General features: G+C 70.5%; 17 protein-coding genes and 1 pseudogene. 7 read left to right on the top strand and 11 right to left on the bottom strand.

Annotated elements, in window-relative coordinates; translation table 11 throughout:
• Positions 1-66: 66 nt before the first annotated feature.
• The 8 genes and pseudogenes from ACGFNV_RS23285 to ACGFNV_RS23250 all read right to left on the bottom strand — a co-directional run.
• On the bottom strand, positions 67-903 hold the full coding sequence (locus ACGFNV_RS23285; protein WP_393624890.1) for a PhzF family phenazine biosynthesis protein: 837 nt from the start codon (positions 901-903) through the stop codon (positions 67-69).
• Between the two features lie 29 nt (positions 904-932).
• Positions 933-1,760 (bottom strand): proline hydroxylase, encoded by an 828-nt coding sequence (locus tag ACGFNV_RS23280; RefSeq protein WP_393624889.1) that lies wholly within the window; start codon positions 1,758-1,760, stop codon positions 933-935.
• A 46-nt stretch (positions 1,761-1,806) separates the two neighbouring features.
• Positions 1,807-2,016 carry a hypothetical protein gene (locus ACGFNV_RS23275; RefSeq protein WP_393624888.1) on the bottom strand — a complete coding sequence of 70 codons (210 nt, stop codon included), beginning with the start codon at positions 2,014-2,016 and terminating at the stop codon, positions 1,807-1,809.
• 261 nt (positions 2,017-2,277) lie between these two features.
• Positions 2,278-2,718 (bottom strand): pyridoxamine 5'-phosphate oxidase family protein, encoded by a 441-nt coding sequence (locus tag ACGFNV_RS23270; RefSeq protein WP_393624887.1) that lies wholly within the window; start codon positions 2,716-2,718, stop codon positions 2,278-2,280.
• Between the two features lie 50 nt (positions 2,719-2,768).
• Positions 2,769-4,253 (bottom strand): DHA2 family efflux MFS transporter permease subunit, encoded by a 1,485-nt coding sequence (locus tag ACGFNV_RS23265; protein ID WP_393624886.1) that lies wholly within the window; start codon positions 4,251-4,253, stop codon positions 2,769-2,771.
• Between the two features lie 116 nt (positions 4,254-4,369).
• Entirely contained in the window at positions 4,370-4,855 is a 486-nt protein-coding gene (locus tag ACGFNV_RS23260) for a MarR family winged helix-turn-helix transcriptional regulator (protein WP_393624885.1), read from the bottom strand.
• 85 nt (positions 4,856-4,940) lie between these two features.
• Positions 4,941-7,883 (bottom strand): alpha/beta fold hydrolase, encoded by a 2,943-nt coding sequence (locus ACGFNV_RS23255; protein ID WP_393624884.1) that lies wholly within the window; start codon positions 7,881-7,883, stop codon positions 4,941-4,943.
• Between the two features lie 178 nt (positions 7,884-8,061).
• Positions 8,062-8,178, bottom strand: a pseudogene (locus ACGFNV_RS23250) (sulfite exporter TauE/SafE family protein); the annotation flags it as partial.
• A gap of 128 nt (positions 8,179-8,306) precedes the next feature.
• On the opposite strand from ACGFNV_RS23250, the gene ACGFNV_RS23245 reads away from it, so the two are divergent.
• Together ACGFNV_RS23245 and ACGFNV_RS23240 are read left to right on the top strand one after the other, a co-directional pair.
• The gene (locus tag ACGFNV_RS23245) at positions 8,307-8,483 is read left to right on the top strand and encodes a hypothetical protein (protein ID WP_393624883.1); all 177 of its coding nucleotides are present in this window, start codon (positions 8,307-8,309) and stop codon (positions 8,481-8,483) included.
• A 129-nt stretch (positions 8,484-8,612) separates the two neighbouring features.
• Positions 8,613-9,125, top strand: a complete 513-nt coding sequence (locus ACGFNV_RS23240) for an SgcJ/EcaC family oxidoreductase (protein WP_393624882.1) — start codon at positions 8,613-8,615, stop codon at positions 9,123-9,125.
• A 3-nt stretch (positions 9,126-9,128) separates the two neighbouring features.
• Here the strand turns inward: ACGFNV_RS23240 and ACGFNV_RS23235 are convergent, their stop codons facing one another.
• Together ACGFNV_RS23235 and ACGFNV_RS23230 are read right to left on the bottom strand one after the other, a co-directional pair.
• Positions 9,129-10,493, bottom strand: coding sequence for an ATP-binding protein (locus ACGFNV_RS23235; protein WP_393624881.1), 1,365 nt, complete (start codon positions 10,491-10,493; stop codon positions 9,129-9,131).
• A complete protein-coding gene (locus tag ACGFNV_RS23230) occupies positions 10,490-11,224 on the bottom strand; it encodes a response regulator transcription factor (RefSeq protein WP_393624880.1) in 735 nt (244 codons plus the stop codon). The genes ACGFNV_RS23235 and ACGFNV_RS23230 overlap by 4 nt, the downstream gene beginning before the upstream one ends.
• Positions 11,225-11,490: 266 nt before the next feature.
• Between ACGFNV_RS23230 and ACGFNV_RS23225 the strand changes: the two genes are divergently transcribed.
• The 4 genes from ACGFNV_RS23225 (at position 11,491) to ACGFNV_RS23210 (ending at position 16,149) form a co-directional block, all read left to right on the top strand.
• Positions 11,491-12,768 carry an aspartate kinase gene (locus ACGFNV_RS23225; RefSeq protein ID WP_393624879.1) on the top strand — a complete coding sequence of 426 codons (1,278 nt, stop codon included), beginning with the start codon at positions 11,491-11,493 and terminating at the stop codon, positions 12,766-12,768.
• Entirely contained in the window at positions 12,768-13,826 is a 1,059-nt protein-coding gene (locus tag ACGFNV_RS23220; protein ID WP_393624878.1) for an aspartate-semialdehyde dehydrogenase, read from the top strand. Before ACGFNV_RS23225 ends, ACGFNV_RS23220 begins: the two co-directional genes overlap by 1 nt.
• Positions 13,827-14,269: 443 nt before the next feature.
• The gene (locus tag ACGFNV_RS23215; protein WP_393624877.1) at positions 14,270-14,956 is read left to right on the top strand and encodes a SigE family RNA polymerase sigma factor; all 687 of its coding nucleotides are present in this window, start codon (positions 14,270-14,272) and stop codon (positions 14,954-14,956) included.
• Positions 14,957-15,102: 146 nt separating this feature from the next.
• Positions 15,103-16,149, top strand: coding sequence for a hypothetical protein (locus ACGFNV_RS23210; protein WP_393624876.1), 1,047 nt, complete (start codon positions 15,103-15,105; stop codon positions 16,147-16,149).
• Between the two features lie 80 nt (positions 16,150-16,229).
• Here ACGFNV_RS23210 and ACGFNV_RS23205 read toward each other — a convergent pair whose 3' ends face one another.
• The gene (locus ACGFNV_RS23205; RefSeq protein ID WP_393625182.1) at positions 16,230-17,051 is read right to left on the bottom strand and encodes an SURF1 family protein; all 822 of its coding nucleotides are present in this window, start codon (positions 17,049-17,051) and stop codon (positions 16,230-16,232) included.
• A 130-nt stretch (positions 17,052-17,181) separates the two neighbouring features.
• Here ACGFNV_RS23205 and ACGFNV_RS23200 point away from each other — a divergent pair, with 130 nt between their 5' ends.
• Positions 17,182-19,011 (top strand): prolyl oligopeptidase family serine peptidase, encoded by a 1,830-nt coding sequence (locus ACGFNV_RS23200; protein ID WP_393624875.1) that lies wholly within the window; start codon positions 17,182-17,184, stop codon positions 19,009-19,011.
• Positions 19,012-19,070: the final 59 nt, after the last annotated feature.

Here is a 19,070-nt window from a genome sequence, read left to right as displayed (position 1 = left end):
GGTGCGGCGAGAGTGCGTGCCGGGCGTCGCGCGGTAGGCGCCACTTTCGCAACAGGCCCTAGGGCCTCAGATCCGTACGGCCGCGCCCGTGATGCCGATGCCGCTGTCCCGATCCCCGGGCACCGACACCGTGATGACGCTCGGGCGGCCCATGTCGTCCCCCTGATGGATCGTCAGGGTTGTCGGTACGCCGACCAGTTCGAGATCCCTCAGGTAGCCGCCGAAGGCCGCTGCCGCCGCGCCCGTGGCCGGGTCCTCGACGACCCCGCCGGGCGGGAAGGGATTGCGGGCGTGGAAGACGGTGGGTGACTCCCGCCAGACCAGGTCGACGGTGGTCCAGTCCCGGCGGCGCATGAGGTCGCTCAGCGCAGGCATGTCGTAGTCCAGGTCGGCCAGTCGGCTCCGGTCGGCCGCGGCCAGGACGGGGTGCCAGGCGCCGGCGTAGGCCACCCGGGGCGGCAGCGCCGGGTCCAGTTCGTCGGCGGACCAGCGCAGGGCCGACAGCAGTTCGGCCTGGTCGGCCTCCGCGAGGGGGGTCGTGCGTGGCGCGACACTCACCAGTGTGGCCACCGTCGTCCCCTCGTCGGCCACCGAGGTGGTGACGGGGACCGGGCCGGCGTTGGTCCGCAGGTGCAGCGGCCCGGCACCGTGCCGGTCGGCGTGGGCGACGGCCAGGGCGATCGTGGCGTGACCGCAGAACGGCACCTCGGCCAGCGGGCTGAAGTACCGAACGCCCAGAACACCGTCGTCGGACGACACCACGAACGCCGTCTCCGAGTAGCCGACCTCGGCCGCCGTCGCCAGCATGGTCGCGTCGTCGAGTCCGGTGGCGTCGAGCACGACGCCCGCGGGGTTGCCGCCCGCGGGGTCGGTCGCGAACGCCACGTAGCGCAGGATTTCCATTCGGAGACCGTAGCTCACGTGATGGATCGTCACCCCCAGGTCAAAAGATCTCCGTTGATACTCAGCCCCATGGAGAAGCCGAGCGCGATGCGGCGGGCTCCGGTGCTGGGGCGTACGGCGTGGAAGTTGCGCGGGTCGAGGAGCAGGGCCTCGCCGACGGCCGGCCTGACCTCGACCGACTCGGCGTCCGCCACCACCGACTCGGCGTATCCGTAGGACTGCGGCAGCCGGTGGGTCTCGTCGGCCGGATGCCAGCGGTGCCGCCAGATGACCGTCTCACCGCCCGTGTCCGGCACGCTGAGGTACAGGTTGAACGCGAACTGGGCGACCAGCGGCGCGTCCAGCAGGTCCTCGTGGAACTCGCGCAGCGCCTCGTCGAAGTGGACCTGGAAGCCGTGGTTGGGTTCGCGGGCGACGCCCGGCGCCAGTTCCCGCCCGCCGCTGCGCCCGACCGACACCCCGCCGGGCCAGTCGGTGCCCAGCGCCTCCCGGCACAGTGCGAACGGGTCGTACGGCAGTCCGAGTCCGCGCCATGCCGCCCGGCTCGCCTCCGCCGCGGGCCAGTAGCTGTCGGCGATGGCGCCGCTGAGGCGGTGGTCGCTGACTCCGACGCCGAACCGCATCACGGGCGGCTGGACGCGCTGCCTCCCGTACGACTCGAACGGTGAGCTCTGCAGTGCGCCGAGGATCTCCGCGCAGGTGGCGGCGGGCAGGAAGTCCGGCACCTTGATGGCCGCACAGCGGCCGACCGCGAGATCGGCGATGCGGTCGCGGGTGAAGGCGGGGACGGAGACTACGCGGAAGTGCGGGTCGCGCGGTACGGCTTGAGGATGAGCTGACAAGTCGGCAAGTTGCATGACAACATCCCGTCTCTCGTTGGCTCCGCTACGGCCGGTGGTTCACTCACGCCGGTCGGGCACAGCTGAAGTCCCGGAAGGCCGTGGCCGCGCTGATCTCCAGCACATGGCGGTCGGCTCGCAGGGCTTCGAGAGCGATCTGTCGCGCGATCTCGCGGCGGGACGACTCGCTCGGGTGGTCCCCGTCATCCCGTTCCACGTCCCCGGGTAAGACCTCGTCGACCTCTGGTGTGTCACTGGCGTCGTAGGAATTCACACAGGCCCCCCTGATGCTTCCTGGTGCATGGTGCGTCGCGGTCCGGTTACGGTCCGCACTCAGAGAGTGCGGGCTGACGATGCTAGGGCGCAAGCCCCCATACGGGCAGTGTTTTTGCCAACTCTGAGCATTAACACACCACAGGCACATGGAAGTTGGGGCGTGATGAGTGGTCTTTGACGGGTTCTTGCACCAGGACCCTTCGGAAGAACGAGCGGGCGCCGCCCGGTCGGCCGACGCCCTGCTGCGCGCACTGAATTCTCAGTCGTGAGACGGGATGTCCAGGGCGGTCCCGTACAGGCGGGACACCTGGATCAGGATCACCACGCGCCGGTCGGGCAGCGGCTGCGAGCCGGGGGCCGCCCCGTCGATCGGGTCCACTATCTCCGCCTCGCCCTCCGCCACGGCGAACGACCAGACGTCCGGACCGCTGACATGCAGTGAGGCGTGCGGATCGCGGCGCAGCTGGCGGACCTTGAGGCGGTCGGCGGTGGAGGAGATTCTCAGTACGCGCTCCTCGGCGTTCCAGTCGTAGAGGACGGTCGACAGGTGCGGGTGGCCGGTGCTCCTGACGCTCGCGAGTACGCCGAACTGCTGCTGCCGCAGCAGCTGGGAGAGCTCCTGGTCGGTGAGCACCCGGGGGGCCGGGCCGTCGTTCTTGGTCGTGCCGGAAGGGGTTTCGGTGGAGGTGTTCTCGCTCATGCGGATCGGCCTTTCAGCGGTCGGGGTGGAGGTGGGGTGAGGAGATCGGGTCAGACGGCTGCGGCGTGGGCGGGAGACTGCGTGTCGGCGGTCGGCTCCTCGGCGGCCTGGCGCTCGGGGCTGCGCAGCATGGTGAAGGCGATGGCGAAGGCGATGACGAGGAGCCCCGCGCCCACTGCGAAGGCGAGCCGGTAGCCGCCGGTGAGCGCCTCGGCCGCTGTCCGGCCGCCCGCCGCGAGGCTCTCGGTGCGGGAGGCGGCCAGGGTGGACAGAACCGCGACGCCCAGGGCCATGCCGATCTGCTGGGTGGTGTTGAACAGGCCGGACGCGAGACCGGCGTCCTGCTCGTTCGCGCCGGACATGCCGAGTGCGGTCAGCGCCGGCAGCGCGAGGCCGAAGCCCGCAGCGAGCAGCATGACCGGGAGGAGGTCGACGGGGTAACTGGCCTGCACGGGGACGCGGGTGAGGAGACCGAGGACGCCGATGAGGAGCACGATGCCCGCCAGCAGGACGTTGCGCTCACCGAAGCGGGCATTGAGACGGGCGGAGAATCCCAGGGAGACGGCACCGATGACGGCGGCTGCCGGGAGCATCGCGAAGCCGGTCTCGGCGGCGCCGTATCCGAGCACCTTCTGGAGGTACAGGGCGACGAGGATCTGGAAGGAGAAGAGCGCGGCGACCATCAGGATCTGGACCAGGTTGGCGGCGGAGACGCTGCGCGAGCGGAAGATGCGCAGCGGCATCAAGGGGTTCTTCGCGGTCGCCTGACGGACGAGGAACGCGGCGATCAGTACGGCGGCGAGGGCACCGAAGCCCAGGGTGCGGCCCGAGGCCCAGCCGTACTCCTCGACCTTGACGACGGTGTAGATGCCGAGCATCAGACCGGCGGTGACCAGAGCCGTGCCGAACGCGTCCACGCCCGCTTTGAGGCCCGAGCCGACGTCATGGGGCAGGACGCGCACGGCGACCGCGAGGACCGCGACGCCGATCGGCAGGTTGATGAAGAAAATCCAGTGCCAGTCGAGCGCGTCGGTGAGTACGCCGCCCAGGACCTGGCCGATCGATGCGCCGGCCGCGCCGGTGAAGCTGAAGACGGCGATGGCCCTGGCGCGCTCCCTGGGCTCGGTGAACAGCGTCACGAGGATGCCCAGGCTGACGGCGGAGGCCATCGCGCTGCCGATGCCTTGGAGGAAACGGGCGGCGATCAGCACTGCGGACGAGGTGGCCACGCCGGCCAGCAGCGAGGCGGCGGTGAAAACGACGGTGCCGGCCAGGAACATGCGCCTGCGGCCGATCAGGTCGCCGAGCCGGCCGGCCAGCAGGAGCAGGCTGCCGAACGCGATGAGGTAGGCGTTCACGACCCAGCTGAGGCCGGCGGGGGTGAACCCCAAGTCGCCCTGGATGGCCGGCATCGCCACGGTGACGATGGAGCCGTCGAGGATGATCATCAGCATCCCGGTGGCGACGACTCCGAGGGCGAGCCGGCGTGCGTGCGGGGCGGCGGGCGATGGCGCGGAGCGGGACGTGGCAAACATGCGGTCTCTCCTGTCAGTTGGGCGACAGGAGAGACCGTAGCAGATGGTTTTGTTGCAGACTATTTTTTTCGGTCTTACTTTCGGGTCTCGCTTCTCTCGCTTCTCGGCTTCCTTGCCTACCTGGCCTGACGTGCCCGGCGGGCGGTGCGCGGGGCCTCGACAGGGTTCGCCAGACCGTCGCCGGCCAGGCGCTTCAGGGTCCGCAGGAGGGCCTCCCTGTCCTCGCCGGGAAGCGTGGCCAGGGCGTCGCGATGCACGCGGTCGACGATCTTCTGGCTCTGCTCGGCGACGCGGGCTCCCTCGGCGGTGACGGCGATGATCCGGGCCCGCCGGTCCGTACTGGAAGGGCGGCGCTCGGCCAGACCCGCCTCCTCCAGGGCGTCCACCGTCACCACCATCGTGGTCTTGTCCATGTCGCCGATCTCGGCGAGCTGGACCTGGGTCCGCTCCTCCTCCAGGGCGTGGACGAGCACGCAGTGCATCCGGGCGGTCAGGCCGATCTCGGCGAGGGCGGCGGACATCTTGCTCCGCAGGACGTGACTGGTGTGGTCGAGGAGGAACGACAGGTCCGGTTCGGTGCGCGCGGGCGTCATGGCGGTCATGCCTGCCAGTCTAGGATGATTCGATCCGAGACGGATTATCCAGAAGAGACCTTCATGGTGATCCGGCGCGGCCCGAGCGTCACCCTCAGGGCGCCTCGTCCGTCCTGCCGAGCAGGTCCTGGGTCTTGGCGAGCAGGTCCTGGGTCAGTCGGGCCTCGGGGTGTGAGTCGCCCAGCACCCGGCGTTGGTCGGCCAGGAGCGAGGACAGGGCGATGTCGGCGTCCTCGACCCGGCCCTGGAGCAGCAGGGCTTCGGCGGCGCAGTAGCGCAGCCGCATCACCGGGTGGGAGTCCTCGGGCTGCAGGGCGTCCCGTCGTGCCGCGTCGATGACGGCGACCGCCTCCTCGACCTTCTCCTGCAGCAGCAGGGTGCGGGCCAGGGTGTCCCGTGCGTGCAGGGTCTCGGGGGTGCCCGGTGCCCAGTTGCGCAGCCGGATCGCCAGGATCGCGCGCATGTGGGCCTCCGCCTCGGCGGCCCGGCCCTGGGCCAGCAGGGCGCGACCGAGGGTGTGCCGGACGACCATGGTGTCGGCGTGCTCCTCGCCCCTTACGCTCCGCTCCTCGCGGACGACCTTGCGCAGGATGTCCTCCGCCTCGCGGGCGCGGCGCGGCTGTTCCAGGATGGCCCTGGCCAGCTTGTGCAGGCTGGCCAGGGTGTCGTGGTGGAGATCGCCGAAGATGTCCCGACGCCTGGTGGCCACCTCACGCAGCTCGGCCTCGGCGGCCGGGAGCTCGCCCGACTCGAGGAAGATGCGGCCCTTTTCGTGACGCAGCCCGAGGATCTCCCGGTCGTTCACGTCGCACTGGAAGGAGCGGCAGGAGTCGATGATGGGGAACAGCAGGTCGCGAGCGACTTCGAGGTGGCCACTGACCAGGAGGAAACGGCTCGTCAGGCGGGCCAGTTCCAGCGTGGAGTCGAGCATGCTCCGGTTGCCGACCGGGCCGTCGACCCGCAGTACGGAGCGGGTCACCTCGATCGCGTGCGGCGTCACCGTGGCCCAGACCGGCCAGGCCTCGGGGTAGTCGGGGTCCTGGTCGCGCACCGCGTCGAGCAGCATGCGTACGGCGAGGTCGTAGTAGTCGGCGCTGCGCCGGTGGACGTCGGGGTCGTCGCGCAGGATCGCGTGGACGACCGGGTGCAGGGAGATGAAGTCGGGACTGAGTCGGTCCGGCTCGATCAGCCCGAGGTCCTGCAGTCCGGTGATCGCCTCGTTCCGCTGGTCGACCGTGAACTCGCTCCACAGGGCGGACCGGGTGACCGCACTCCCGCTGAGCAGCCTGCGGTACGGGATCGGCGCGATGTTCAGGCAGGCGAACGCCTTCAGCAGGTGCCCCGCGTGGGGGAGGCTGCGCTCCAGCAGCCGCAGGGAGATGCCGCACACCGCGTCGGCGATCTTGTCCAGGCCCAGCGAGGTCCCGCCGTCCTTGAGGCCGGCGGGGGAGCCGAACCGCTTGGTCCAGGCCTTGCCGTAACTTTCGAAGTCCCGGATGTCCCCGGCGCCGATGGGGACCTTGTTCTCGCGGACGGACTGGATGTACTTCGCCGCCGTGCGCAGCGCCAGCGGGAGTCCGCCGAGTTGCCGGGAGAGGTGGCGGGCCTGCTCCCGGGTGCCTGCCTCCGGGCCCGCGCACTCGATGAGGAGGGTGGCGCCGTCGCCCTCGTCCAGGCAGGGGACCTCGTGCACCTTGGTCCAGGTCGTCCCCCAGATCTCCGGATTGTGGACCCGGCTGGTCACCACCACCAGGCCGTTCTTGCTCTGCGGAAGCCGCAGCCACCCGGTTCCGTCCTTGACGGCGCCACCGCTCGGGCCGAGGCGCCGCGGCTGGTCGGCGTTGTCGAAGACGATCAGCCAGGGTTCGGGGGAGTCGTTGAGGAAGCGCCAGACGAGGTCCGCCTGGTTGCGGCGCTTCCATGCCACGTCCGCCTGGCTGTCGGGGATGTCGAGCTCCCTGGCCAGGGCGCGCATGCACGCGCTGAGCTGATTGACCCGGATCCACCACACCCGGCGTTCCCGCTGTGCGGCCTGAGTGGCGATCTCGAGGGCCAGCCGGCTCTTGCCGCTGCCGCCCGGGCCGGCCAGGACGTGCACCCCCGAGTCGGACGAGACGACCGAGGCGGTGATGTGTCTGCGTTCCTCCCCGTACAGCTTGCCGTCCACGAGGGGCAGCGCGATCGAGAACGGTGCCTGGTCATCGGCCGGCGGGTCGGCGTGCGGGGCGGACTCGGCGTCGAGGTCGGGGTCCTCGGTATCGCGGTCGGGTTCCGGGTCGGGGTCGGGGTCGGGTTCGGTGCCGGCGGGGCTTTCCGCGGCGAGATCCAGAAGCACGGTCCGCAGGACGGAGTAGGACTCGGCGTTCTTGTCCTTGGGGCGGACAATCGAGAAGTGGTCGCCCTCGATGACACCGCCACCGACGCCGTTGCCTGTAAAGGGAGTTGTGGCTGTGACGGCTGGTACGACGTTGTCGGTTTCCCCGCCGTACGCCGATATGGGAATCGGGCGCTCCGTATCGGATATCTTCTCCGCCCGTACGACTTTTTCCTGCACTGTGCGCAGTGATTCCAGCACCGCGCGGTCGCTGAGCGGTCGCAGCGCGCGCTCCTGCGAATGGTTCCAGAACTTCAGGGCCTTCCGCAGGTACAGGAAGAAACCTGAGCCACTGTTGGGACAGGCGTACATCACGATGTGCCTGAGGGGCGCGAGTTCGCGTCCGCGGCCATGCCAGAGCCGCCGGGCGAGGAGGCGCTGCACGACGAGTCCGCCCTGGCTGTGGGTGACCAGCACGACCGGTGCTCCGTCGGTGCAGTGGGTCTGCAGCCAGGTGCCCAGGCGCTCGGCGATGTCGTCGAGGTCGGCGATGCGACGGTCCGGCCTTAATCGGATGCGCGGCGACTTGTAGGGGAAGCAGCGGACGTTGATATGGTCCCGCAATTCCTCGTCCAGGGCGAGGAGTTCGGTGAACGACTTCCACGCCTTGGCCGAAGAGAAAAGGCCGTGCACGAAGATCACGTGGATGCGGACAGGCGTCACCAATGAATCCTCCGCGGCCGGGCGGCCGGTCGTCATCGGACGGCCACTCGAATGAAGGCCGGGTCAATGATGCACGAGCGGTGACACCTAGGCCAAGGACATGGTCGACGCACACGTCATACCGGTTGGACGGTCATGAAATTCGAAAAGCAACCAACCGACCAAGCCTGAAGATGCAGGCGGCGGAGTTCATGAAGCGGCCGAGGGCGCCGGCCGTGACCGCGCCCCCGGTGCCGCGCAGGGCGGGGACGCGGGCGCCGCGCAGGACGAGGAGGACGGCCGTCGTCGCCAGGCCCCATGGTGTAGCCCGCTACACCCCCGGTTCGGGAGACGGCTCCCTCGTTTGCGCAGGTCGGGGGCGGGAGGGTTGATCTCGTCAGCCCACGCGGGCACCGAGACCGCCCCAGCGCAAAGGAAACCGTGATGAAGGCCCTGCTCTCCTCCCGTCCCGTCCTGTGGTTTCTGTTCCTCTTCAACGCGGTGGTCGCCGCGGTGGCGCCCTTCGTCGTGGACGGGGCGCAGGGGGTGATGACCGCTGTCGGGATGGGGGTCGTGTCCCTCGGGGCGGGGGTCAGCCTGCTGCGGCGGGCGTCCGTCTGAGAATTGGGTCCGCCCTGGACGTGCGCTGTACGACGCCTGCACGGGCCCTAACCGGCGGAAAGCGAGTCTGGAGTCACTCCCGCAGCACAGGAAACGCGGGAGACCGCACCGCACCGTTCAGGAGTAGCGATGACCCGTCGTCCCGCAGGCACGTCCATACGCAAGCGCGCAGCCCTCGTCGCCACCGCCGCGCTGGTGGCCACCGGCACCGTCGCCGCCGGTGTGAGCGTGGCCGGTCCGGAGCGGCCCGCCAAGCCCTCGAAGAAGCAGGTCACCGCTCTGTTCGACAAGTGGAACGCCACCCTGCAGACCGGCGACCCGGAGAAGGTGGCCGACCTCTACGCCGACGACGCGGTCCTCCTGCCCACCCTCTCCAACAAGATCCGCACCGATCACGCGGGCATCGTCGACTACTTCGAGCACTTCCTGCAGAAGAAGCCGGTCGGCAAGAAGGTCCAGACGGTTGTCAACGTCCTCGACGGCAACTCCGCCATCGACACCGGTGTCTACGAGTTCACCTTCACCGACCCGAAGACCGGCAAGAAGAGCGTCACCAAGGCCCGCTACACCTACGAGTACGAGAAGCGGCACGGCGAGTGGAAGATCGTCAACCACCACTCGTCGGCGATGCCCGAGGGCTGATCCTCACCCGGTGCGCTGCGCCGCCCGCAGGGCGACCCGTACGCACAGCCCGCCCCCGGGAGCGTCCCGCAGCGTCACGGTTCCGCCGTCGTCGGTCACCAACTGCTTGACGACGGCGAGGCCGAGACCCGAGCCGGAGCGGCCGGTCAGGCCCTGACCCCGCCAGAAGCGGTCGAAGGCGCGGGACTTCTCCGCGTCCGACATGCCCGGCCCCTCGTCGAGGACCGACAGCAGCACCTCGTCGGCGCTCGACTCCACCCGGACGGTGATGGTGCCGCCGTCCGGTGACACCTCCAGGGCGTTCGAGAGCACGTTGTCCAGGACCTGGTCCAGATGACCGGGGCTGGCCAACACGAGCGGCCGGTCGTCGACAACACTCCCCCTGAGCGCGATGGTGACTCCGCGCTCGTCGGCGGCCGGTCTCCACACGGCCAGGCGTTCGGCCACGATGTCCGTCAACGGCAGCGGTTCGGCCACGGACACCTTGGCCTCCGCCCGCGCCAGCACCAGCAGCCCGTTGACCAGGCGGCTCATCCGGACCACCTCGGCGGTCGCCTGCTCCACGTCCTCCCGTACGAAGTCGTCGTCCACGCCGTCCGAGATGTTGTCCAGCGACAGCCTCAGCGCGGTCAGCGGGGTACGGAGCTGGTGGGAGGCGTCGGCGACGAAGACGCTCTGGGAGGCCACCAGGGTCTCCAGGCGTTCCGCGCCCTGGTTCAGGGTGCGCGCCAGTGTCTGTGTCTCCTGGGGGCCCGTCACGGGGGAACGGGCCGTCAGGTCGCCGTCGCTGAACCTGCTCGCCATGTCGTTGAGTTGACGCAGCGGGCGGGTGAGGCGGCGGGCCACCACGGCGCCGATCAGCGCGGCCACGCCGAGTACTGCCACGGCGAGGCCCGCCCGGAAGCCCCAGATGGTCCACAGGCGGTGGGTGAGTTCACCCGTGGAGTAGACGATCCGGACCGCGCCGACGACCCGGCCCCCGTCGCTCGCGGGCACGGTGACCACCAGGTGCCGGCCCCAGATGAAGTCCGACCCCCAGTCGACGCGGGTGCTGCCGCCGTCCACGGCCCTGGCCAGGTCGGCGTCCCTCGCCGGGCGGGGCAGGTCGGCCGCGCACTCGTCGGTGGCGGTGACCTCGACCCGGTCGTGCGTCTTCTCGGCGTACGCCTTGGCCATCTCCTCCAGCGCCTGGCACGACGCCCGGTCACCGTTGCCGAGCAGCAGCGCCATGGTCGTCGCCTCGCGCTTGACGGACAGCTCGGTGTCCCCGCGCAGCTGGGAGGTGAGGGTGAAGGCGACCGGCACGGTGAACAGGAAGATGGCGACGGCGACCAGCAGCACGTAGCTGCGGATGAGCTGACGGATCATGACGCGCTGCCGTTCCCGCCGTCCGCGCTGCCGCCTTCGTGGCCTCCGCCTTCGTCGCTCCCGCCTTCGTTCACCACGAGCCGGAACCCCACCCCGCGCACCGCCTCGATGGTGATCGCGCCCGCCAGCTTCCGCCGCAGCGCCGCCACATGCACGTCGAGCGTCTTCGTCGGCCCGAACCAGTTGGCGTCCCAGACGGCCTCCATGATCTGCTCGCGTGTCATCAGCGCGCCCGGCTCCTCGGTGAGGAAGGCCAGCAGGTCGTACTCCTTGGGCGCGAGGGACACCTCGGCGCTGTCCAGGTGGACGCGGGCGGCCTTGCGGTCGACGGTCAGACGGGGACCGTAGCGGTCGGGGCCCGCCGCCTCGGCCGTACGGGGCTGGACGCGCCGCATGACGGCCCGTATCCGCGCGATGACCTCGCGGACCCCGAACGGCTTGGAGACGTAGTCGTCGGCGCCCAGCTCGAGGCCGACCACGCGGTCCGTCTCGTCGCTGCGGGCGCTGATCACGATGATCGGTACGTCGCCGCGGTCGCGCAGCGCCTTGCAGACGTCGAGGCCGTCGGTGTCGGGCAGGCCGAGATCGAGGAGGACGACGTCGTAGGGGCCGGTGTGGGCCAGGGCGGCCGCGCCCGTGGTGACCCATTCGACCTCGAAGCCGTAGCGCTTGAGGCCGCGCCGGAGCGATTCGGCGACCGGTTCATCGTCTTCGACCAGGAGTACGCGCACAGGTCGCACCCTAATGCTTGAAACTTAATTCACACTGGTCACACGTCTTCACGTCGTCACACGTCTTCACGCGAACGTCGATTTGTGACGCCGGGCACTTTCCGAGTGGTCTCTCTCGGCCGGGGGCAGGTGCACCCCTGGAACCTGAGCGGCCGGGATCTCACCATGCGATACCGCGGAGGCGGATTTCGGGCGCTCGATAGACTGAGCCGACCGCAGTGCATATGCGTATCTGCGGAAAGAGACGGATTGAGCGAGGAGCGCACGTGGGCCTTGTCGTGCAGAAGTACGGAGGCTCCTCCGTAGCCGATGCCGAGGGCATCAAGCGCGTCGCCAAGCGGATCGTGGAAGCGAAGAAGAACGGCCACCAGGTGGTCGTCGTCGTTTCCGCGATGGGCGACACGACGGACGAGCTGATCGATCTCGCCGAGCAGGTATCCCCGATGCCGGCCGGCCGTGAGTTCGACATGCTGCTGACCGCGGGAGAGCGTATCTCCATGGCCCTGCTGGCCATGGCGATCAAAAACCTGGGCCACGAGGCCCAGTCCTTCACCGGCAGCCAGGCAGGCGTCATCACCGACTCGGTCCACAACAAAGCCCGGATCATCGACGTCACGCCGGGCCGGATCCAGGACTCGGTGGACGAGGGCAACATCGCCATCGTCGCCGGGTTCCAGGGCGTCAGCCAGGACAAGAAGGACATCACCACGCTCGGCCGCGGCGGCTCCGACACCACGGCAGTCGCCCTCGCCGCCGCGCTCGACGCCGAGGTCTGCGAGATCTACACCGACGTCGACGGCGTGTTCACCGCCGACCCGCGGGTGGTGAAGAAGGCGAAGAAGATCGACTGGATCTCCTTCGAGGACATGCTGGAGCTCGCGGCCTCCGGCTCCAAGGTGCTGCTCCACCGCTGTGTGGAGTACGCCCGCCGCTACAACATCCCGATCCACGTCCGGTCCAGCTTCAGCGGACTCCAGGGCACGTGGGTCAGCAGTGAGCCGATCGAGCAAGGGGACAAGAAGGTGGAGCAGGCCATCATCTCCGGTGTCGCGCACGACACCTCGGAGGCCAAGGTCACGGTCGTCGGCGTCCCCGACAAGCCGGGCGAGGCCGCCGCCATCTTCCGCGCCATCGCCGATGCCGAGATCAACATCGACATGGTCGTGCAGAACGTGTCCGCCGCCTCCACCGGCCTGACGGACATCTCCTTCACGCTGCCGAAGACCGAGGGCCGCAAGGCCATCGACGCCCTGGAGCGCAACAAGGCCGGCATCGGCTTCGAGTCGCTGCGCTACGACGACCAGATCGGCAAGATCTCCCTGGTCGGCGCGGGCATGAAGACCAACCCGGGCGTCACCGCCGCGTTCTTCGAGGCGCTGTCCGGCGCGAGTGTGAACATCGAGCTGATCTCGACCTCCGAGATCCGCATCTCGGTCGTCACCCGTGCCGACGACGTGCCCGAGGCCGTGCGCGCCGTGCACACCGCGTTCGGACTCGACTCCGACAGCGACGAGGCCGTCGTCTACGGAGGCACTGGCCGCTGATGGAGCGGTCCGGGCGACCGACGCTCGCCGTCGTGGGGGCAACCGGTGCCGTCGGCACCGTGATGCTCAGGATCCTCTCCCAGCGCGCGGACATCTGGGGCGAGATCCGACTCATCGCCTCGCCGCGCTCGGCCGGCCGCAAGCTGGCCGTGCGCGGGGAGGAGGTCGAGGTGCTGGCCCTGTCTGAGGACGCCTTCGACGGGGTCGACGTCGCCATGTTCGACGTACCCGACGAGGTGTCCGCGAAATGGGCGCCGGTCGCCGCGGCCAGGGGCGCGGTGGTGGTCGACAACTCCGGCGCCTTCCGGCTGGACGCCGAGGTGCCGCTCGTGGTGCCCGAGGTCAATCCGCACGCGGTGCGCAACCGGCCGCGCGGGATCATCGCCAACCCCAACTGCACGACCCTCTCCATGATCGTGGCGCTGGGCGCGCTGCACGCCGAGTTCGGCCTGCGCGAGCTGGTGGTGTCGTCGTACCAGGCGGTCAGCGGGGCGGGCCGGGCCGGGGTGGAGACCCTGCGGCGCCAGCTGAACCTGGTGGCCGGTACGGAGCTGGGGACGAACCCCGGTGACGTACGGCGGGCCGTCGGGGACGACACCGGACCGTTCCCGGAGCCGCTGGCGCTGAACGTCGTGCCGTGGGCCGGGTCGCTGCGCGAGGACGGCTGGTCGTCGGAGGAGATGAAGGTGCGGGACGAGTCCCGCAAGATCCTCGGACTGCCCAAGCTGCCCGTCGCCGTGACCTGTGTACGGGTGCCGGTGATCACCACGCACTCGCTGACCGTCCACGCCCGCTTCCAGGGCGAGGTCACCGTCGACGGCGCCCGCGAGATCCTCGCCACGGCTCCCGGGGTCGTCCTGTGCGACGACCCGGCCGCCGGGGAGTTCCCCACCCCCGTCGACGTGGTCGGCACCGACCCGACCTGGGTCGGGCGGGTGCGCCGGGCGCTCGACGACCCCACCGCGCTGGAGCTCTTCGTGTGCGGCGACAACCTCCGCAAGGGTGCCGCGCTGAACACCACGCAGATCGCGGAGCTGGTGGCCGCCGAGTTCCGGTGAGCCGGGCATGACGCTCGCATGACCCACTCATGAGCAAGCCGTGTGCCGGAAACATCATGGCCGGAGAGGCAAACATTTGTAGGATTTGCGCCGAGCGTGTGTGAGCCGACCGATGGTCCGGACCACTTGTATCGGACCCGGTCGGCATCCGAAGATTTTCTCCCCGCCCTCCGCAACCGTGCGGAGGGCGGGGAGCGTCTTTGCGGTAGCCCTATCGGGGGCGTGAGGACGCATGATCCCGGCGCATGGGGGCGCTGTGATCCGGGCGTGGGGACGCCCGTTCATATGGGACATAGGGGAAGAACGGGACGCATGAGGGCATGTGAGACGCCGTCGGTTGTGCTGCCTGGCGCGAGAACGTTGTCGGCCAGATGGACTGACGCGAAAGTGACGCTCGGCACGTACAACCCTGACGGGGGTGAGCGTGTCCAACAGGCGTGGCAGTGGCAGAGGTACTCGACTTCAGTGCGGCGACGCGCGGTGCGGCGGTACGACCGGTCCGTCGGCCGGCCGTACGACCCCGCTCGGCCGGGACGCCCGGTGGCATGCCGGTGATCGCGCCCATGCCCGCAGCGCGGCCCGCCCGCATACCCGGCCAGCGTGACGGACTCGAACACACCGAGGACGTCGCGGCCGCCGGCACCACCGTCGACCATCTCACCGAGACCTACCGGGCCCACTACCGCTCGCTGCTCGGTCTCGCCGCCCTCCTCCTCGACGACACCGCCTCCTGCGAGGACGTCGTCCAGGAGGCCTTCATCCGGGTCCACTCGGCGCGCAAACGCGTCCGGGAACCGGAGAAGACCCTCGCGTACCTGCGCCAGACGGTCGTCAACCTCTCCCGCTCGGCCCTGCGCCGCCGCATCCTCGGACTGAAACTGCTGTCCAAGCCGATGCCGGACATGGCGAGCGCCGAGGAGGGGGCCTACGACCAGCTGGAGCGGGACTCCCTGATCAAGGCGATGAAGGGCCTCCAGCGCCGCCAGCGCGAGGTCCTCGTCCTGCGCTACTTCGCCGACATGACCGAGGCCCAGGTCGCCGAGACCCTCGGCATCTCGCTGGGCTCGGTCAAGGCCTACGGCTCCCGCGGCATCGCCGCACTGCGCACCGCCATGGAGACACCGGCGTGAGCGGGGAGGCCGACGGACGGGACACCGGGGGACCGGACACCGGGGGACGGGACTCCCGCGAGCGGCACGAGCCATACGAGTGGCACGAGCCGACGGGGCTGCCGCACACACAAGAGCCGAAGCAATCGCACGCTGGGAACGGAACCGTGAACCACCACCTCGACGAACAGAGCCAGGGCGGGCTCGACTCGGACGAGCTGGCGCTGCGCCGCATGCTGCACCACGCGGTCGACGAGATGGAGCCGCGCGACGGTGCCCTGGAGCACCTCAGGCGTGCGGTGCCCGCCCGGCGGGCCCGCAAGCGGCAGGCCGTCGTCGGCATGGCCGCCGCGGCCCTCTTCGTCGGCACCGCCATCCCCGCCCTGGTGCACGTCTCCAACTCCACCGGCCCCGAGGTCAACCCCTCCGTCGCGGGGCTCGGCTCCGAGGCGCAGGGCGGGGCGAGCCAGGGCAACCACCCGGACGGCGGGGAGAGCACCGCCGGAAGCAGCACCGGCAAGACCCAGGACAAGGACAAGGGCGAGAAGAAGGACGACGAGAAGGGCAAGGGACCCGGCGCCACCGCCGGCGCCACCAGCGGGGCCGACCCGACGGTGTCCAGCCCCGCGACCGTCCCCGCCTGCACCACCGCCCAGCTCGGCGCCGCCACCGCGAACGTCGACGTCCCCGACTCGGCCGGCGTCGTCTACGGCACCTTCCGCGTCACCAACGTCTCCGGCACCGCCTGTACCGTCGCCGGGCAGGGCACCGTCACCCCGACCCCGCAGGGTGCCGCCGACGGCACGAAGATCACCGTGGTGCAGCACGCCTCCGGGGACGCGGCGGCCGCGCTGCCCGACCCTGCCCTCTACGTCTCCCAGCTGACCCTCGCGCCCGGCTCGGCCTACGACGTGAAGTTCGCCTGGGTGCCCTCCGAGACCTGCCCCACCGACAACGGCGGCGGCACGGACGGCGGCAGCACCGGCGAGCCCACGCCCAGCCCGACGCCCAGCCAGGACAGCTCCGCCACCGAGGGCTCCTCCACCGGCGGCGACACTGGCACGACGACCCAGCTGATGCGGGAGGACGGCACGGTCGACGGCAGCGTCGTCGTCTCGCACACCGCGGCGACGGGCTCACCGACGGTCTCGGCGACGGTGTCCAACGCCTGCGCGGGGACCATCTACCGGACAGGCCTGCTCGCGGGGTCCTGAGCCGACGACCGGACGGGGCTGCTCGCGCGTGCACCTGAGCCGACGCGACCGGACAGGTCTGCTCGCGCGGGCTCCTGGGACTACCGGACGGCGCTGCCGGCGGGGTCCTGGGCCGAGGAGCTCGCCTCGTCCGTGATGGGTTCCTCCGGCAGGATGCCCAGTTCCGCGTCCCGGGCGATCTCGACCTCCCGGCGCAGCAGCCGGAACCACATGAAGACGACGAAGCCGGCGAAGACGAACCACTCACCGGTGTAGCCGAGGTTCTGGAACGCCTTCAGGTCGAGTCCGGTGTCGGCCGGCGCGCTCGCCGGCACCGCCTTCATCCCGGAGTCGCCCCGGTCGAGCGTGATCCACGCGTCGTACACGTCGTACGGCACGAGGTTCACCAGCGACGCCGAGCTGATCGCCCCGGTCTGCCCGGCCGGAAGCCCGCCCTGCGCGCTCACCCCGTTGTCGCCGGGCGTCTCGGACGCCTGCAGCGCACCGGTGACGGTGACCTCGCCGGAGGGCGGCGCCGGGGCCTTCGCCGCGTCCGGGGTGCCGGGCAGCCAGCCCCGGACGACGGGCAGCGCCTTGCCGCCGTCGATCCGCAGCAGGGTCAGCACGTAGTACCCGCTCCGGCCGTCCAGCTCCCGGTCGGGCACGAGGAGCTGCTTGTCGTACCGGCCGGTCGCCGTGGCCTGCTTGCCGGAGGTCGCCTTGTCCACAGGCAGCAGCCGGGCCAGCGGCCGGGGCGGTTCCTTCTCGTCGGTGGTGACCTGTTCCTGCGCGTCGCGGTGAGCGTCGACGCGCGTCTCGAACCGCCCGAGCTGCCAGGACCCCATGAACACACAGAAGGGGATGGCCAACAGTACGAAGACGTTGATCCCCCACCAGCGGGGCGTCAGCAGGAACCGGTACACACCCCAACGGTACGGTGCCGTGTCGCGACGCGGGCCCGCGGGGTCGGCGCCGTGGACGGTCGCGTGGAGGTTGTCCACAGGTTGGGGACCTGGCCAGCGCATCGTCGTCGCGGGCGGGCACTATGGGGTCATGACTGAGAGCAACGGGTCCGACTCCCGGGAACAGCAGGCGTCTGGCGCGGACACGCCGGACTGGGAGAAGCGCTTCCGGGCGCCCCGGGTGTGGCTGCCCGACTGGGCGGAGGACGCGCCGGAGCGCTCCCTGTTCGTGTCCAACGCGACGGGGACGTACGAGCTGTACGCCTGGGACCGGTCGACCGGCGAGCAGCGCCAGGCGACGGACCGGCCGAACGGGACGACGGACGGCGTGCTCTCCCCGGACGGCGCGTGGATCTGGTGGTTCGACGACAAGGACGGCGACGAGTTCGGCGTCTGGCGCCGCCAGCGCTTCGAGGGCGGCGAGAACGAGATCGCGACCCCCGGCCTCGACCCGTCCTACCCGGCCGGACTGGCCCTGGGACGGGACGGCCGCACGGCGGTCGTCGGCCGCTCCACGGACGAGGACGGTACGACGATCCACCTCGCGCGCGTGGGCGAGGCCCCCGTGGAGGTCTACCGCCACCGCGAGTCGGCGGGCGTCGGCGACCTCTCCCACGACGGCTCGCTGATCGCGATCGAGCACACCGAGCACGGCGACGCGATGCACTCGGCGCTGCGCGTGCTGCGCCCGGACGGTACGACCGTCGCCGAGCTCGACGACACCCGGGGCGGCACCGAGGAGCTCGGCCTGGAGGTGCTGGGCTTCGCCCCGGTCGACGGTGACACCCGCCTCCTCATCGGCCACCAGAGGCGCGGCCGCTGGGAGCCGCTGGTGTGGGACGTCGCCACGGGCGAGGAGAGCGACCTCGCCCTGGACCTGCCCGGTGACGTGAGCGCCGAGTGGTACCCGGACGGCTCGGGCCTGCTGATCGTGCACAGCTTCGAGGCCCGCAGCGAGCTGTTCCGCTACGACCTGGCGACCCGCGAGCTCGTGAAGGTCCCGGTCCCCGCGGGCACCGTCTCCGGCGCGACCGCCCGACCCGACGGCAGCGTGGAGTACCTGTGGTCGTCGTCCGCCGAGCCGTCGGCGGTCCGCTCGACCACCGGCGGGGTCGTCCTGGACCCGCCCGGGATGAAGTCGCCGGGCTCGGTCCCGGTGCAGGACGTGTGGGTGGAGGGCCCCGGCGGCCGTATCCACGCGCTCGTCCAGAAGCCGGCGGGCGCAACCGGCCCCCTCCCCACCGTCTTCGACATCCACGGCGGCCCCACCTGGCACGACAGCGACTCCTTCGCGGCGGGCCCGGCGGCCTGGGTGGACCACGGCTACGCGGTCGTCCGCGTCAACTACCGCGGCTCCACGGGCTACGGCCGCGCCTGGACGGACGCGCTGAAGCACCGCGTGGGCCTGATCGAGCTGGAGGACATCGCCGCGGTCCGGGAATGGGCGATCAGCTCCGGCCTCGCCGACCCCGCCCGCCTGATCCTCACCGGCGGCTCCTGGGGCGGCTACCTCACCCTCCTCGGCCTCGGCGTCCAGCCCGACGCGTGGACCCTGGGCATCGCGGCGGTCCCCGTCGCCGACTACGTCACGGCCTACCACGACGAGATGGAGGCCCTGAAGGCGATGGACCGCACCCTCCTGGGCGGCACCCCGGAAGAGGTCCCCGACCGCTTCGAGGCCTCCTCCCCCCTCACCTACGTCGACCAGGTCAAGGCCCCCGTCTACATCTCCGCCGGCGTCAACGACCCCCGCTGCCCCATCCGCCAGATCGAGAACTACGTCAAGCGCCTGGAGGCCCGCGGCGCCGTCCACGAGGTCTACCGCTACGACGCGGGCCACGGTTCACTGGTGGTGGACGAACGGATCAAGCAGGTGAGGCTGGAACTGGAGTTCGCGGAGAGGCATTTGTCCGGGGCCTGAGCCTTTCTTCCGACCGAGTCGGGTGGTGGGTGGGCACAGGCCGGGGGGCCAGGGGGCGG

The sequence above is a fragment of the Streptomyces sp. NPDC048751 genome (assembly GCF_043198595.1).
Taxonomy (GTDB): Bacteria; Actinomycetota; Actinomycetes; order Streptomycetales; family Streptomycetaceae; genus Streptomyces.
The sequence above is the reverse complement of the archived record's forward strand: the minus strand, read 5'-3'. Positions and strand labels throughout refer to the sequence as shown.